Origin of the sequence: Bradyrhizobium sp. KBS0727, from assembly GCF_005937885.2 — a bacterium.
GTDB lineage: Bacteria > Pseudomonadota > Alphaproteobacteria > Rhizobiales > Xanthobacteraceae > Bradyrhizobium.
In genome coordinates this window covers 221,964-236,885 of the sequence record NZ_CP042176.1, presented here as the reverse complement: position 1 = coordinate 236,885, position 14,922 = coordinate 221,964, and the positions used below count along the sequence as shown (strand labels likewise).

General features: G+C 59.7%; 11 protein-coding genes and 1 pseudogene. 5 read left to right on the top strand and 7 right to left on the bottom strand.

From position 1 onward, the window contains the following. From hisF to coaA, 3 genes are all read left to right on the top strand, one after another. Window positions 1-777: an imidazole glycerol phosphate synthase subunit HisF gene (gene hisF / locus FFI89_RS01105; protein WP_138832111.1), complete on the top strand. Its 777-nt coding sequence runs from the start codon at window positions 1-3 to the stop codon at window positions 775-777. Window positions 778-860: 83 nt separating this feature from the next. Further along, window positions 861-1,184: a phosphoribosyl-ATP diphosphatase gene (locus tag FFI89_RS01100; protein WP_092513116.1), complete on the top strand. Its 324-nt coding sequence runs from the start codon at window positions 861-863 to the stop codon at window positions 1,182-1,184. 15 nt (window positions 1,185-1,199) lie between these two features. Further along, the gene (coaA, locus tag FFI89_RS01095) at window positions 1,200-2,156 is read left to right on the top strand and encodes a type I pantothenate kinase (protein ID WP_138832110.1); all 957 of its coding nucleotides are present in this window, start codon (window positions 1,200-1,202) and stop codon (window positions 2,154-2,156) included. Window positions 2,157-2,189: 33 nt separating this feature from the next. On the opposite strand, the gene FFI89_RS01090 is transcribed toward coaA, so the two are convergent. The 3 genes and pseudogenes from FFI89_RS01090 to FFI89_RS01080 all read right to left on the bottom strand — a co-directional run. Next, complete coding sequence (locus FFI89_RS01090; protein ID WP_138835997.1) at window positions 2,190-4,421, bottom strand: response regulator; 2,232 nt, start codon at window positions 4,419-4,421, stop codon at window positions 2,190-2,192. Window positions 4,422-4,599: 178 nt separating this feature from the next. Continuing rightward, window positions 4,600-5,067, bottom strand: a complete 468-nt coding sequence (locus FFI89_RS01085) for a hypothetical protein (protein WP_138832108.1) — start codon at window positions 5,065-5,067, stop codon at window positions 4,600-4,602. Window positions 5,068-5,814: 747 nt separating this feature from the next. After that, window positions 5,815-6,726: pseudogene (locus FFI89_RS01080) on the bottom strand (YifB family Mg chelatase-like AAA ATPase); the annotation flags it as partial. A gap of 77 nt (window positions 6,727-6,803) precedes the next feature. Here FFI89_RS01080 and FFI89_RS01075 point away from each other — a divergent pair. Then, a complete protein-coding gene (locus tag FFI89_RS01075; protein ID WP_138832104.1) occupies window positions 6,804-8,588 on the top strand; it encodes a recombinase family protein in 1,785 nt (594 codons plus the stop codon). Between the two features lie 22 nt (window positions 8,589-8,610). Here FFI89_RS01075 and FFI89_RS01070 read toward each other — a convergent pair whose 3' ends face one another. From FFI89_RS01070 to FFI89_RS34760, 4 genes are all read right to left on the bottom strand, one after another. Then, window positions 8,611-9,786 carry a hypothetical protein gene (locus FFI89_RS01070; RefSeq protein WP_246669348.1) on the bottom strand — a complete coding sequence of 392 codons (1,176 nt, stop codon included), beginning with the start codon at window positions 9,784-9,786 and terminating at the stop codon, window positions 8,611-8,613. A 594-nt stretch (window positions 9,787-10,380) separates the two neighbouring features. Next, complete coding sequence (locus FFI89_RS01065; RefSeq protein ID WP_246669347.1) at window positions 10,381-10,662, bottom strand: hypothetical protein; 282 nt, start codon at window positions 10,660-10,662, stop codon at window positions 10,381-10,383. Between the two features lie 324 nt (window positions 10,663-10,986). Beyond that, window positions 10,987-12,621 (bottom strand): recombinase family protein, encoded by a 1,635-nt coding sequence (locus tag FFI89_RS01060; protein ID WP_246669570.1) that lies wholly within the window; start codon window positions 12,619-12,621, stop codon window positions 10,987-10,989. Then, window positions 12,566-13,357 carry a recombinase family protein gene (locus FFI89_RS34760; protein WP_138832100.1) on the bottom strand — a complete coding sequence of 264 codons (792 nt, stop codon included), beginning with the start codon at window positions 13,355-13,357 and terminating at the stop codon, window positions 12,566-12,568. The genes FFI89_RS01060 and FFI89_RS34760 overlap by 56 nt, the downstream gene beginning before the upstream one ends. Before the next feature lie 244 nt (window positions 13,358-13,601). On the opposite strand from FFI89_RS34760, the gene FFI89_RS01050 reads away from it, so the two are divergent. Further along, complete coding sequence (locus FFI89_RS01050; protein WP_138832098.1) at window positions 13,602-14,843, top strand: type II toxin-antitoxin system HipA family toxin; 1,242 nt, start codon at window positions 13,602-13,604, stop codon at window positions 14,841-14,843. Window positions 14,844-14,922: the final 79 nt, after the last annotated feature.

The window sequence follows — 14,922 nt, the reverse complement described above, 5'->3', positions numbered from 1 at the left end:
ATGTTCAAGGTTCGCGTGATCCCCTGTCTCGATGTGAAAGATGGGCGCGTGGTCAAGGGCGTCAACTTCGTCGATCTGCGCGACGCCGGCGATCCCGTCGAGGCGGCGATTGCCTATGACGCGGCCGGCGCCGACGAGCTTTGTTTCCTCGACATTACTGCCACTCATGAAAATCGCGGCACCATGCTCGACGTGGTGCGGCGTACCGCGGAGGCGTGCTTCATGCCGCTGACGGTCGGCGGCGGGGTGCGCACCGTCGACGATATCAAGGTCCTGCTGCGCTCCGGCGCCGACAAGGTCTCGATCAACTCGGCCGCCGTCAGCAACCGCGAATTCGTCAGGCAGGGCGCGGAAAAGTTCGGCGAGCAGTGCATCGTGGTCGCGATCGACGCCAAGCGGGTCAAGCGCGCCGGCGGCTCCGACCGCTGGGAGATTTTCACCCATGGCGGGCGCAATTCCACCGGGATCGACGCCATCGAATACGCCCAGGAGGTGGTTTCGCTCGGCGCCGGCGAAATCCTGCTGACCTCGATGGACCGCGACGGCACGCGGCAGGGGTTTGACCTGCCGCTGACGCAGGCGATTGCCGACAGTGTTCCTGTACCGGTAATCGCGTCCGGCGGCGTCGGCAATCTCGACCACCTCGTCGACGGCATCCGCCAGGGCCACGCCACCGCGGTGCTGGCGGCCTCGATATTCCATTTCGGCGAATTTACCATACGCGAAGCCAAGGAGCACATGGTGCGGGCCGGGTTGCCGATGCGGCTCGATCCCTGACGACTCGCTGTCACAAAAGTGCTAAGTCCTTCCGGGGATGGCGCCATCGGCCTGTTGCCGGGCGCGTGAGTTGAGTTTTGTTGATGTCGCGTTTCACGGTCCACGATCTGGCCGCCACCATCGATGCAAGGGCTGCATCGGGCGGAGAGGCGTCCTACACCCGCAAGCTGCTCGACAAGGGCGCGGAGCACTGCGCCAAGAAGCTGGGCGAGGAAGCGGTCGAGACCGTGATCGCGGCCGTCGAGAACGATCGCGATCACCTGATCGCCGAAAGTGCCGATCTGCTGTTTCACCTGCTGGTGCTGTTGAAGTCGCGTGGCGTGACGCTCGAAGAGGTCGAAGCCACGCTGGGCCAGCGTCAGAATATGTCTGGACTCGAAGAGAAAGCTTCGCGCAAGCGCGACTAATTCAAGAGATTCACCATGGATATTCGCGCCCCCGACCAAGAGTACAATCCTTACCGGCTGTTCTCGCGCGAACAGTGGGCGCGGCTGCGCGACGACACGCCGATGACGCTGGAGCCCGGCGAGTTCGAGCGGCTGCGCTCGATGCACGACCGGCTCGATCTGCGCGAGGTCGAGGACATCTATCTTCCGCTGTCGCGGCTGCTGTCGATCTATGTCGATTCGACGCTGCGGCTGTACCAGGCGCAGCGCCAGTTCCTCGGCATCCGCGATCGCAAGGTGCCCTATATCATCGGCGTCGCCGGTTCGGTGGCGGTCGGCAAGTCGACCACCGCGCGCGTGCTGCAGGCGCTGCTGGCGCGCTGGTCGCCGCGGCCCAAGGTCGAACTCGTCACTACCGACGGTTTTCTGTTTCCCAATGTCGTGCTCGAGCGGCAGGGCCTGATGCAGAAAAAGGGCTTTCCCGAGAGTTACGATCTGCCGACGCTGCTGTCGTTCCTCTCCGACATCAAGGCCGGGCGGCGGACGGTGCGGGCGCCGGTCTATTCGCATCTGAGCTACGACATCATTCCGAACGAGTGGCTGGAGATCGACCGGCCGGACATCCTGATCGTCGAGGGCGTCAATGTGCTGCAGACCGGCCGGCTGCCGCGCGACGGCAAGGCGGTGCCTGTCGTCTCCGACTTCTTCGACTTCTCGGTCTATATCGACGCCGAGGAGCCGGTGCTGCGCAACTGGTATATCCGGCGCTTCCTCGCGCTGCGCGATACCGCGTTCCACGATCCGCGGTCGTATTTCAATCGCTACGCGCTGCTCTCGGACGAGGAGGCGACCGCGACCGCCATCGCGATCTGGGAACGTACCAACCTCGCCAATCTCGAGGACAATATCCTGCCGACCCGGCCGCGTGCGACGCTGATCCTGAAGAAGCGCGCCGATCATCTGGTCGAAACCGTCGCGCTGCGGCGGCTGTAGTTTTTATAGTCGCCTCACGCTTTTATAGTCGCCTCACGCGGCGATGTGCCGTGACGCCGCCAGCCCCGCCAGCGCCTCGGCAAGCTTGTCGCGATCGAGCGGCTTGATCAGGAATCCGTCCATGCCGGCCTCGAAGCAGGCGTAGCGATCCTCCACCAGCGTATTGGCGGTGAGCGCGAGGATCGGCGTCCGGCGTCCGGACTGGCCGGCTTCCAGCTGACGGATCCGTTGGGTGGCGTCGATGCCGTTGAGCTGCGGCATCTGGATGTCCATCAGCACCAGGTCATACGGGCTGCCGGCGGATTTCGCCGATAGCCAGGATTCCAGCGCCTCTTCGCCGTTGGTGGTGATGACCGCGTGATGCCCGAGCCGGCCGAGCAGCGAGCGCATCAAGAGCGCGTTGATCTCATTGTCCTCGGCGACCAGGATCGACAGGCCCGTGCGCGACGGCGCGGCCGGTATCTCGATCGGCGCATCGCCGGCAATACCCGGCGCCATGACATCGGGTGCTGCGGTCAGGCGGGCGGCGAGCGAGGCCGCGCGCAGCGGCTTGACCAGGTAGCCGGTGCAGGCGGAGTTGGCGGAGGGCTGCAGCTCCTGCCGCGTCGCCGGCGTGAACATCACGATTCGCTGGGTGGCATGGAGGCGCGCGGCCTCGGCCAAGGCTTCGATATCGGCGGTTCCGAGCGCATGGTCGATCAGGATCGCGTGCCACGACCGCTCCGGCAACAGCGCCTGCGCGACGTCGGAGTCCGACACCATGCAGGTCTGGGCGCCCCAGCGCTGCAGCCGCCGCGCGGTCAGCGAGGCCTCGATGCCGTGCTGCGAAACCAGCATGATCGACTGGCCGGAGAGATCCGGCGCCGCAAAGGTCTTCGCGACGCCGTCGGCGGTTGCGAGCGGGATCGACACCTCGAAGGTCGAACCGGTCCCCGCTTTGCTCTCCAGCGTGATACGGCCGCCCATCCGCTTGACGATGCGGTCGCTGATGCTGAGACCGAGACCGGTGCCACCATAGCTGCGGGCGATGCGGTCGTCGGCCTGCTCGAACTCGCGGAAAATCCGCTGCTGCGCCTCGGGCGCGATGCCGATGCCGGTATCACGCACCAGGAAACTGATTTCGTTCGGCCAGATGCCGGGCTCGACGATCAGCGCGACGCCGCCGCTCGACGTGAACTTGATCGCATTGCCGGCGAGGTTGAGCAGCACCTGCCGCAGCCGCGCCGCGTCGCCGACCACTTCCATCGGCAGCCGTTCGTCGACATAGGCCGCGATCTCGATCTTGCGGGCCTGCGCGCGCGGCGCCAGCAATTCGGTGATGTCCTCGATCATGCCCGACAGCGCGAAGGCGCGATGTTCGAGATCGATCTTGCCGGCCTCGATCTTGGAGTAGTCCAGCAGTTCTTCGATCAGCGACAGCAGCGCGTCGCCCGAGCTCTTGACCGCCTTGACGTAGGTCGCCTGTTCCGGCGTCAGCGGCGTATCCATCAACAGCCCGCTCATGCCGATGATGCCGTTCAGCGGCGTGCGGATCTCGTGGCTCGCCATCGCGAGGAAGCGCGACTTGGCGCGGCTCGCCGCATCGGCCTGGTCGCGGGCTTCGGTCAGCGCACGTTCGCTTTCGGTGCGGTCGGTGACGTCGCGGCCGACGCATTGCAGCTCCGCAGGTTCGCCGGCATCGTTGCGGACCAGCCCTTCGCGCCAGGCGATCCAGCGCGGCCCGAGCGGACCTGCGATCTTCTGGTCGTGGATGCGGGTGCCGTTCGGTTCGAGCGCGGTGTCGCCTTGTTCGAGCACGCTGAGCCTGGCGGTACTGCCGATCAGGGCGTCGCGATCCATCTGCGCCAGTTCGCAATAGGCGTCGTTGGCGAAGGTGATGCGGTCATTGGCGTCGCGCAGCACGATCAGGTCGCCCTGCGATTCGAACAGGCGGCGGGTGCGCTGCTCGGCCTCCTGCAACTCCCAGTTCCGGTCCGCCATCGCTTCATTGTGCATGGCGATCTTGCGCATCTTCTTGCGCAGCATGCGGAAGCGGAAGCTCATGGTGGCGAGCCCGACGCAGGCCAGCGCGAACAGGAAGGCGATGCCGATCGCAAACGTGTTCGGGTCATAGCCCGAATTCTCCGACCGGGCGCCGGCGATGAATCCGTAGGCGCCGCCGAAGGTGGCGGAGAAGACCATGAAGGAGCGGACGGCGAGGACAAGCCAGGGATGACGGCGGGCGAAGCGGCGAAGATGCAGTTTGATCCGGAACGTCCGCCCCATCATCAATGATCCTGAATTCTGTGCCCGAACCGGGACGATTCAACTGCGCGACGCGCTTGACCGAGACGATGCGTCGCCGACACTTGCGAAGTGTTTGAGACCGCGCGCGGTTGCGGCCCGCGATGAGAACATGGTTGACGAAAGGTTAACCGGGCATGGTTCGGATCATGTCCCGGATTCAGAGCGACGCCGCTTGGAGCCGATGGTGGCTGCCACGGGCGCCGACGATCAAAGCGGCGGCATCGCGCACCGAAAAGCTCTTCGATTGCACGAAGATCCGGTAATCGGCCGGACCGTCGGCGGAAAGATAGATCACCGGTTCCGACGGTTGCGGCCTGGTCGAGATCGCCACCAGTTCGGCCGCCGGGTTGGCCGCGCAGGCGCCCGCCTCGGCATTGTCGATGTCGTCGATCACGGTGAAGTCGGCCGCTTCGGCGCTGTCGGAGATCTGCACCCGCACGCTCGCGCGGGAGGGATCGCTGGTGAAGCTGACATGGCGCTGCGCCTGCCACGACAGCGCGGCGATCTGGACCGTCGTGCCGGCCACTTCGATGCAGGGGCGGGACCCCGAAGAGAACTCGCCGCGCGCAAACACGGCGGCAACCGCCAACGGCACGACCGAGGCCAGAACATTGAAACGCAACATGACACGCTACTCGCCAGGCACAAGCCCGCGGAGCGCGGCTTATGGTTGGTGAAGCGTAAACGAAAGTCGTTACTACCGGGTTTATGGCGGGGGCGCTCTCAAGCGATGCGGAGGTGGTCATTGTTGTCGCTTGTAGCCCGGATGAGCGAAGCGATATCCGGGGCGGTGTTGGAGTTGTCCCGGATGTCGCTTCGCTCATTCGGGCTACGAAAATGAATACGATTCTGCATTCTCGCGGCGCGACGCGCCCGAAGTTTTCCATCTCGTTGGCCCTCCAAAATACAGAGGGCGCAGGGAAGACCGGGTGCGCGCCGCACCCGCGGTCTCGCGTGCAATGTGCATCAAGAAATGCGCACACGAGCATACAGGTTTGGCGGAGGCATCCGGCCTTCCCTGCGCAATGGCTTTACGGCTTATACGGGATCGTCCTGGTGACCGGCTTTCTTGCCACCATCATCTGCAAGAAGCGTTAGCTCCTCGCCGACTTGACGCCAGCACCGGGGCGTCGGACCCAAACGATTTCGCCGTACGCTTTTGCCGCGCTCGTCAGTCGCAGCCTTTGCGTCCATCGCATCCCACCGCGCGGTCGTGACGATCGCGATCGCCCCTCTTGTCGCGGTAGACGGGCGGAGTTGAACCACTGATTTGCCCGACGGGTTAAGCGATATTTTGCCCGACGGGCTAATTTGTCGCAGGTGGGTGATTTGTCCGTCCCGGCAAGCGTCGCTTGTTTTGACACGTCTTCCTCTACGCCGCCCGGCGCAGATCCTCGGCCAGCGCGCGATACGACAGCGCTTCCGCCAGATGCAGCCGGCCGATTTTTTCGGCGCCGTCGAGGTCGGCAAGCGTGCGCGCGACGCGCAGCACGCGGTGATAGCCGCGCGCGGTCAGCTTCATGGTCTCAGCCGCGTCGCGCAGCAGCTTCTGGCCCTGCGGATCCGGCTGCGCGATGGTCTCCAGCAGCGAGGCCGGCGCTTCGGCATTGGTGCGTACATGCGGCATGCCGGCCGCCGCGTAACGCTTAAGCTGGATGTTGCGCGCGGCGGCGACACGTGCGGCGACTTCGGCCGAGCCTTCGGAAGGCGGCGGCAGGATCAGGTCGGCGGCGGTCACCGCCGGCACTTCAATGCGCAGATCGATGCGATCCATCAGCGGACCCGAGATGCGCATCTGATAGTCCGCGGTGCAGCGGTCGACGCGCCCGCGCTTGCAGGAATAACCGGGCTCGTAGGCGTGGCCGCAGCGGCACGGGTTCATCGCCGCGACCAGCATGAAGCGCGCCGGATAGGTGACGCGGTGATTGGCTCTGCTCACCGCGACCTCGCCGTTCTCCAGCGGCTGGCGCAGCGAGTCCAAAACGCGCGGGTCGAACTCCGGCAGTTCGTCGAGGAACAGCACGCCCTGATGCGCCAGCGAGATTTCACCGGGCTTGGCGCGCATGCCGCCGCCGGTGAGCGCCGCCATGCTGGCGGAATGATGGGGCGCGCGGAACGGCCGCCGCGCCGTCAACGCGCCATCGCGGATCTCGCCGGCGACGGAAGCGATCATCGAGACTTCCAATAATTCCGACGGCGACAGCGGCGGCAGGATCGAGGGCAGCCGCGCCGCCAGCATCGACTTGCCGGCGCCGGGCGAGCCGATCATCAGGATGTCGTGCCCAATTAACCCCGGTTAATTGGACATGACATCAAAATAATGTGTACAATTAACCGGTTCTGGAGTAGCTCCCCCAAGGCATGAAACCCAAGGCCTACTCTTACCTCCGAATGTCGACCGACCTCCAACTTAAGGGGGATAGCCGGCGACGCCAGCTGGAATCGTCCCAAAAATATGCCGACGATTTCGAGTTGGACCTCGCAAGCGACGACCAGCTCGAGGATATCGGTATCTCGGCGTATAAAGGAGCAAACGCCAAAGATGGCGCCCTGGGCCGGTTCTTGAGTGCGGTGAAAGCCGGCTCCGTCGCCAAGGGCTCCTACCTGATCGTCGAGTCACTTGATCGGCTTAGCCGGGAGGAAATCCTCCCGGCCCACACGCTGTTCCTCAGCATCGTCCAGTCTGGGATCAACCTTGTGACCCTGACGGATCGGCGCGTTTACAGCGCGAAGACGACCAACCTCGTCGACATGATAACCTCGCTTGTAATCATGGAGCGCGCCCACGAAGAATCCAAGACAAAGGGCCTGCGAGTAGGAGCTGCGTGGAAGCAAAAACGTGTGAGGGCTTCGCAAGGTCAGCCGATGACCGCTCGCTGCCCCGCATGGATGCGTTTGGCGGCCGATCGACGAACTTACGAGCTAATTCCCGATCGCGCAGAGATCGTCCGGCAGATATTCGCCGATTCAGCGGCGGGCCTAGGCATGTATTCCATTGCAACGCGACTCAACAAAGCCGGTGTACCGGCGTTCATTGGAAAAAATGGATGGCATAGATCCTATATTGCCAAGACGCTCGCCAACCGCGCCGTACTGGGTGAATTTCAGCCTCATGTGAAGCTAGACGGAAGCCGCGTCGCCGAGGGAGACCCGATCGTCGACTATTTTCCGGCGATCGTTTCCGAGGAGTTATTTTTCCAAGCGAAGCACGGGCGATCTCAACGCAAGGCAGGCGGGGCGGGATCTGGTCGAAAAGGACCAGGTTACACCAACCTGTTCACCGGCTTGGCCCGGTGCGCGTATTGCAAATCGACAATAGCATTCGAAAACAAGGGCTCGGGTAGTCGAGGCGGTAGTTATCTCATTTGCGGTGACGCACAGCGCGGCCTCGGCTGTGAAGCGACACGGTGGCGCTATCGCGATTTCGAGACCTCTTTCTTGGCATTCGTTGAGGAGCTCGATCTCGATAGCATCGTAAACTCGAACGAAGATGCAGAAAAGCGAAAGCGCCTTGAGAGTGAACGAGCCGCAATTTCGGGCGAACTGTCGTCAGTGAAACAACTGATGGAAAAGACCTACGAACTGTTGAGCACTGGCGGATCGACCGAGTTCGTTGCCGGCAAACTGAAGGAGCTGACAGATCGGCAGGCGGACTTAACAGAGCGGCTAACGGCCAAAGAGGCTGACCAGCTGGAGTTTAACGCGCGAGATTCACGCTTCTATTCCAGCCGGGAAGATATCAGGGACCTGGTGGTAGAGTTACAGAAGCCAGCTTCTGATGAGACTTATAAGGTGCGTGCTCAGATAGCCGCCCGGCTGAAGGTGCTCGTCGAAACGTTACTCGTTGCTCCCCAAGGTGATCTGCCCAAGATGAAGCGCAACATAGAGCAATTGCTCGAACTCAATGACAGCAGCGTTGCCGACGTGATCGCCCACATGCAGCAAGTTGCTGCCCATCCTGATCAATCTCGGCGCTATTTCGCGGTAGGATTTAGGGACGCTGCCGTTCGAGCTGTCTTTCCGGCCTACAACGATCCCCTCGTATTCGAACAACAAGTCGTGGCACCCCCGAACTCCGAAGCGGGCAGGGCCTACTTCGAGGTGATCAGTCAAAGCCCGTCTGACGCAACTCTCACTGAGAACTGAGTTGTTCAACGCCCGCGGATACTCAAGACCACTGTGTCACCTTCGCGATGGTTTGAAAGATGCTTACAGCCCCGGCGCTGAAAGGATTGAGAGCTTCCGCCTTCGCCTTTGCCCACTCCACCCATTCCGCCAATGTACGGTCGGAGACCGTGGCCTCGGCTTCATTTTCAAGTCGAGCCTCTATCTCCGCGAGAAAGGTCAGCAATGTCTGCTGCTCATCCCAATTGACGGCGTACTCGCGAAACTTGTTCCAGCGCTTTTCATCGATCTCCCGCAATCGCCGGGCTTCATAGCGGCGCGCTTCCTCGTCACGGTATCGCTTCTGCTGTTCTTCCCGCTCGCGCTTCATTTCCTCTAGGATTGGTCCGGCCGCTACTACGGCGCCGACAAAAATTGGTATGAGCTGGCCGACTTTGATCTTTTGAGTTTCTACCCACTCGGGCCGTCGACCTTGCAAATAGGTCGTGACGCTAAGTCGCAAGAAACCCGAAGAATCCAATCCTGACTTGCAATATTCGGTGAACGCGGTCCATTTGCGCTGTTCCTCCCATTGCTTGAGGGATTGCACCATCTTTTCAACAATCGAGCACTCGACCTGGTGTCCGTTTATCAAGAACGTGACCTTGCCTGAAGCCGACTCTTTCTCGATTTTACCGCCGGCCTTTTCGACGGCGTGGAAGATCGCGCTGGTGGCCCTGAAACGATAGAGGTCGCGTTCAGTCAAATCGGGAATTAAGGGTGGTGCCCAACCGATGTCTCGACGACGACCCCTATTTTCCTGCTCGCGCTCTTTTTGTCGTTTTTTATGGCCCGCGATCCAAGCCTTTATACGGGGATGAAGATTATCGTTGCTGTCGGATAACGCGACATCACGAGCAAGATTGGCCGCAGTTGCCGCTGCCCGTTCGGCTGCCGCGAGAGGCACGGTTTTCGGGGGTGTAGGGAAAATATCTTCCGCGTTTGGGATCCCATCTCGCCGAGGAGGCAGCTTCAGCGTGACTACTGGTTTTCCAGCTTCCTTCTTTGCCCAGTAACCTCGAGGAGGATAGGGCACGTCCAGCCTGTGACAGATCTTGGCAAGACCATTCCCGGTAATACCGAATTCCTTAGCAAGCCGAATCATCGGCTTTTCCCAGACCATCTGGTAGAGTTCATCGCGCGTAACACGCCGCGCATGCGAAGGCGTCAGGATTTCCACTGTTGTTTGCTCCGGTTACGCTTTAGGAAACCGTCGCTCAGTTTGCTCCAGACAAGCCTTGGGCCGCAAGTCTGATCGATATGATCACTTCGCTCGTGACCATGGAGCGCACGCAGGATGGGCACAAAACGAAGGAGCCACGAGTGCTTCGAGGCAATCACTCCGAAGCCTGTCTAACGCCATCTGTCGCGATCGACTGATATCATTTTGGCGGGAGGGGCACAAAACATCACCAGTTGCCAACGGGCCGGATCCGCCCCCTCGCAATAACCCAACTCGTCCAACCGCTTGTCAAAACTGATTATAGAAGAGATCAAAAATCATCAGTCCGGGCTCCTGCTTAAAAGGTAATCCAGCGTTTATGTTTGACGACACCATGTAGTTCTTGAAATCGTCGCTCCCCGATCTCCGTCTGCTTACTGACCATGGAGGTTCTCTAGCTAGGCCGTGTAATGCGACAAAGGCTACGTCCACTTTGCCCCTATAGCGACTAAATTCGTGCAGAAGCGCAATTTGTCGCGATGGGCTAGAAGTGGCAGGCATGCATCAGAGCTCCTCGTGTGGACCTTTGAAGAGCCGTTGCCGGACTATCCGTTAACTTCCTGTCTTTTGCTGCTCTATCGCCCAGGCAGCAACCTTTGCAACTAGTGACCAGACCGACGAGCGCCGATCATGGTTGAGAATCTGTCCTACTGCCTCCCACTCGGGGGTACCCGCCAGCGGATTGACTCCCTCCGTCGCACGGACGTGATAGCGACTCAGCTTGGCACAATTGCTCTCACTCACGTTGGCGATATCGGCGGTTGCAACGGTCCACGCATCGATCTCACTTCCACCGGGCCAAATCTCGACGGTTACGTGCAGCATTTCCGCCATCCCTTATCGTTAGAGCAAAGATAATCGAGTGCGGGCAGCCCGTCGTGCGACCGGCATCCGATCTGACATGCGCCAGTGAGGATCTACTCGGAAGTAGCCGAGGCACAACGGTAGAGCTCCATCTTCCACGACTCGCGGCCGGCAGCTACTTTCGCGGCGGCGGGCCAAATCGCACGGGCCTTGTGTTCAAACGGATCAGGCCAGCCAATTTGTACGCCTCGCAAAGCGAACCAAAATGACGAATAACGCAATCCGATGATGGCAAAGCAGCATCTTCGTCTATTAGTTGGGCGGAGATTGCGCCCTCCCGTTGCGCCAGCCGCTTTAGCCCAAGCAAAATGCGATCCGAACGATAGTGCAGACCGATGCGTTGTGCCGAATGACGCGGCTGCCGTCCAATTGTCTTGCCCTCTCTTTTCGCTTGCAAGCGGCGAGCGTGATCTGCGAGTGAGTCTGGACAGGCAGTCCTGCAAAACTCTTCGCCTTGGTGAGCGATCCAAACCGTTTGGCAAAGTAGCCGACGCTGGGCGTTTCTTCACTCCTGTCGACCAAATTCGCTGAAACGTACCCGTATCGCTTTTGCAGTCGACGTAGCACCTGGGCAAGCTTCTCGTCCGTCCAGCGAACACCCTGATAAATCTCATCGCATCCGGCTGCCTTTCGTCGCCGCCACGCGCGGCGTTGCGTTTCGCTATGGGAAACGGCAGGCAAACCTGCCTGTCTCATCGCCTCGCGTATAGAGCCGAAGCAGCGTCGGATGTGAGCCTGAGCAGGCAGGCCGGCAAAACCGTCTATGAGGCGGTTCGAAATCCATCCATGCGCGTTGTGAAGCTTCTGCAACCCTTTCAAGACGGCGTTCGTGCTCCAATATCTTCCGTTCATGCCAAAAGGAAGTCTGCGTTCCGGCTTATAGCCGATAGCAGCATAAGCAGCGTCCAGCGAACCAAAATGATTGACTACTGTCTCCGAGCACGGACCGTCTTCCGCTTCATTGATCAGTATCTGTGTAAGGCGCCCTTTCTCTGAGAGCAGTCTCTGCATGGAATTGATTATCGCTTGTTGGTCCCAACGTCGATTTACCAGCGAAAGGCGCTCCTGGGCTCTTCTAAATTGTCTTACCGACACTATTGGGGCAAAGGCCGAAAACCTTGTCCATGTGTGTTCCGGGTTCTTTATGGTGCGGCCCTGCAGCCTGCTTGACGTTACGTTGTACGTCATCTGCCCGATACAGAGTTCGCAAGAAAGAATGTGCCGGATAGACCGCGCTCCCAGAGGCCTGTCTCCGTAACCGCGTATACCTTCATTCGCGAGACGCTTGGCAATCTTGGGAATGGGCAATTGATGGCATACATACAGCCGAAATATACGCCTAATCACTGCGAGTTCTTCTGGTGGTCCGGGCACAACGATCACTTTATCGGAGCTTAGGGCTTTACCCTCTCCGCTGTTCAAGATCTGTCTAGGAATGCGCGCAGGATTCACGAGAAGCCTTCGAAACCCGTAGGTTAGGCTTCCGCCTTGACGAAACCCCAATTCCGCCTGTTGACGGTGAGCACGACACAACTTGGCAGAGAGTTCGCGACTATATTCCCCGGCCATCACCCGCTTCAAATGCTTGACGATTGTCGTAATAGGAGCCACGTCTTCCCCAAACGGCTCCGCGCAATAGACAACGCGTACCCCCGCCTGTCGGCATAAGAACTCGTAGTGTGCGGCTTGATCAGGATTTTGAAAGCGACCCCACCGACTGACATCAAGAACCAGAATGGCGTCAAAAACGCGCTGGGCGGAAAGTGCGTCGCTGAGCAGTTGCCTAAGCGCATCCCTGCCTTTTAATGAAAGGCCGCTTTTCCCAGCATCTCTGTAAGAGGCGACGATTTCGTACCCATGCTGCTGGGCATACTCAACGATCGCATTCTGCTGATTTTCCGTAGAATAGCGTTGCACGTCTGATGACATGCGCAAGTATTGGGCCGCGCGTATGAGGTGCTCGACGTGTGGTGCGGGTGCGGGATGGTGGGACATGTTCCTCTCCCTGCTCGATCTGCGCAAAGCCGAGAAATACAGGACCGCTGTCGATCACCCATATTACCCGTACTCGCCCCCGGGTACCTGCGATCAGAGTTCCTTTGGGCTGGGCTCTTTCATCTATTACAACCCGCTCCAGCCCATAACAAACCGGGCCGCCCATTTTGAAGCCGAGCCGCGCCAAGCGACACTCGCCCGCGTATACTTTCGCTGAAAGCTCTCGGCTAAACTCCGCCGCCATCACTCTCTTGATATTTTTTACGATGCTCAGAAGAAGGCTTCCATCGTTGTCGAATTGCTCGGCGCAATAGAAAACTTTGATCCCCGCTTGTTTACAGATAAACTCATAGTGCGCGCTTTCATCGATACCCTGAAATCGACCCCAACGGCTGACGTCAAAAACTAAGATATGATCGAAATCAGCGCAGTCATCCAGCAATTTGGTCAAGGCCCTTCTGTTCTTGATTCTTAGGCCGCTCTCGCGTTCGTCGCGATAGGTGCGGACAATCGAGAGTTGGTGCACTTGTGCATATGCGGCGATCACCACAGCCTGGTTTTTGATGGAATATCGTTGGTAGGCGGTCGACTTGCGGACGTATTGCGCCGCGCGAAGGATCTTTTGGGATTGAGGCAGGCGATCCTTGTGAACAACAAGAGCGTTTGCCATAGTGCCCCTCCTGCGCCGCGATGAGCTCGCCGAGCTCTCGTTCCAGGGCAATAAGCAATAATAAGTCCTACATGGTGGTCAGCGCCACGGTAGATGCACATCAAAGTTATGGTCAGGCGCGCTGCCGTATCGGCTTAATTATCGCTCGCGCCACCGACATGACTGGCCAGTCGGCGGTGCCGGCAACCTAATCCCCCACGCTGACAAGTTGTGCACACGTGCCCGCACAGTAGAGGCCTCGACAATGACTTCTAAGGCCAGCACGGAATGCTTCGTCAACATTACGCTTCCTGGTGAAACTGAGCCCGTCGCGGCGGGCAAGTTTGAGTTGACGAAAGAGCCTTGCGGTACCGCAGTCGGACACTTCGTCTACGATAGATCCTATCTTGAGCGTGGCAACGCTGTCGCAGTTGATCCAATAGAGCTAAAATTGTCGGATGAGACTTACGAAACTGTACGTCTGGACGGCGTATTCGGTGCGCTGCGCGATTCGAGTCCTGATTTTTGGGGGCGCAGCGTGATTGAAAAACTGGCGGGCGTCACGCAGCTCGGTGAGGTCGACTACCTGCTGCATTCAGCCGATGATCGTGCCGGCGCGCTTGGCTTCGGCCTTAACCGGCAGCCATCATCCCTCCGGTGTAAATTAAGCCGAATCATCGAACTCGCGAGACTCCAGGAAATTGCTGAAGCGCTAATGCGCGAGGAGGAAGTCACAACCGAGGATCTGCTGCTGATCAGCACATCGATGGGCGGTGCGCGTCCGAAAGTCGTTGTCGAGGACGATGAAGGCCTTTGGATAGCAAAATTCAACCACCCGAACGATCGATGGAACAACACGCGTGTCGAGCGTGCGATGCTTGAGCTTGCAAGAATGTGCGGCGTCACCGTTGCAACAAGCCGCATTGAAACCGTTGCCGGAAAGGATGTTCTACTTGTAAAGCGCTTCGACCGAGAACAAACAGAAAAGGGCTACACGAAAGCGCGACTGATCAGTGGCCTCACGCTGCTTCGCGCAGAAGAATTTCCCGAGTCGAGAGACCGTTGGTCCTATGTCTTGATGGCGGAAGAATTGCGGCGGGTCGCAGCCGAAGCAAAGAAGGATACCCTCGAACTATTCCGCCGCATGCTCTTCAATGCGCTGATATCGAACATTGACGACCATCCGCGCAATCACGCCATCATCGCAATGGAACACGAATGGAAGCTCTCGCCCACCTATGACCTTACTCCGTCTCCCCTGATCTCACAGGGTCACCGTGACCTTGCTATGATAATCGGAGACCAGGGCCGCTTTGCCAACGCAAAAAACCTTCTGTCTCAACACGCTCGCTTTCTGCTCGACGAAGCGGAAGCGAGGGCCGTTGTCTCTGACATGACCATGAAAGTGCGGGCTACTTGGTACGATATCGTCCGCGCGCAGGGCGTGACTGAAAAGGATGCCGAAACGATCAGAGGCGCCTTTGTCTATGAGGGCTTTTCGTCCTGAGGCGGTGGGGTGAAGCGACTTGGGGTACCCGGACGAGAGAGATGAGCCTAACGGTTAGGGAACGTCGGAATTCCTTCGG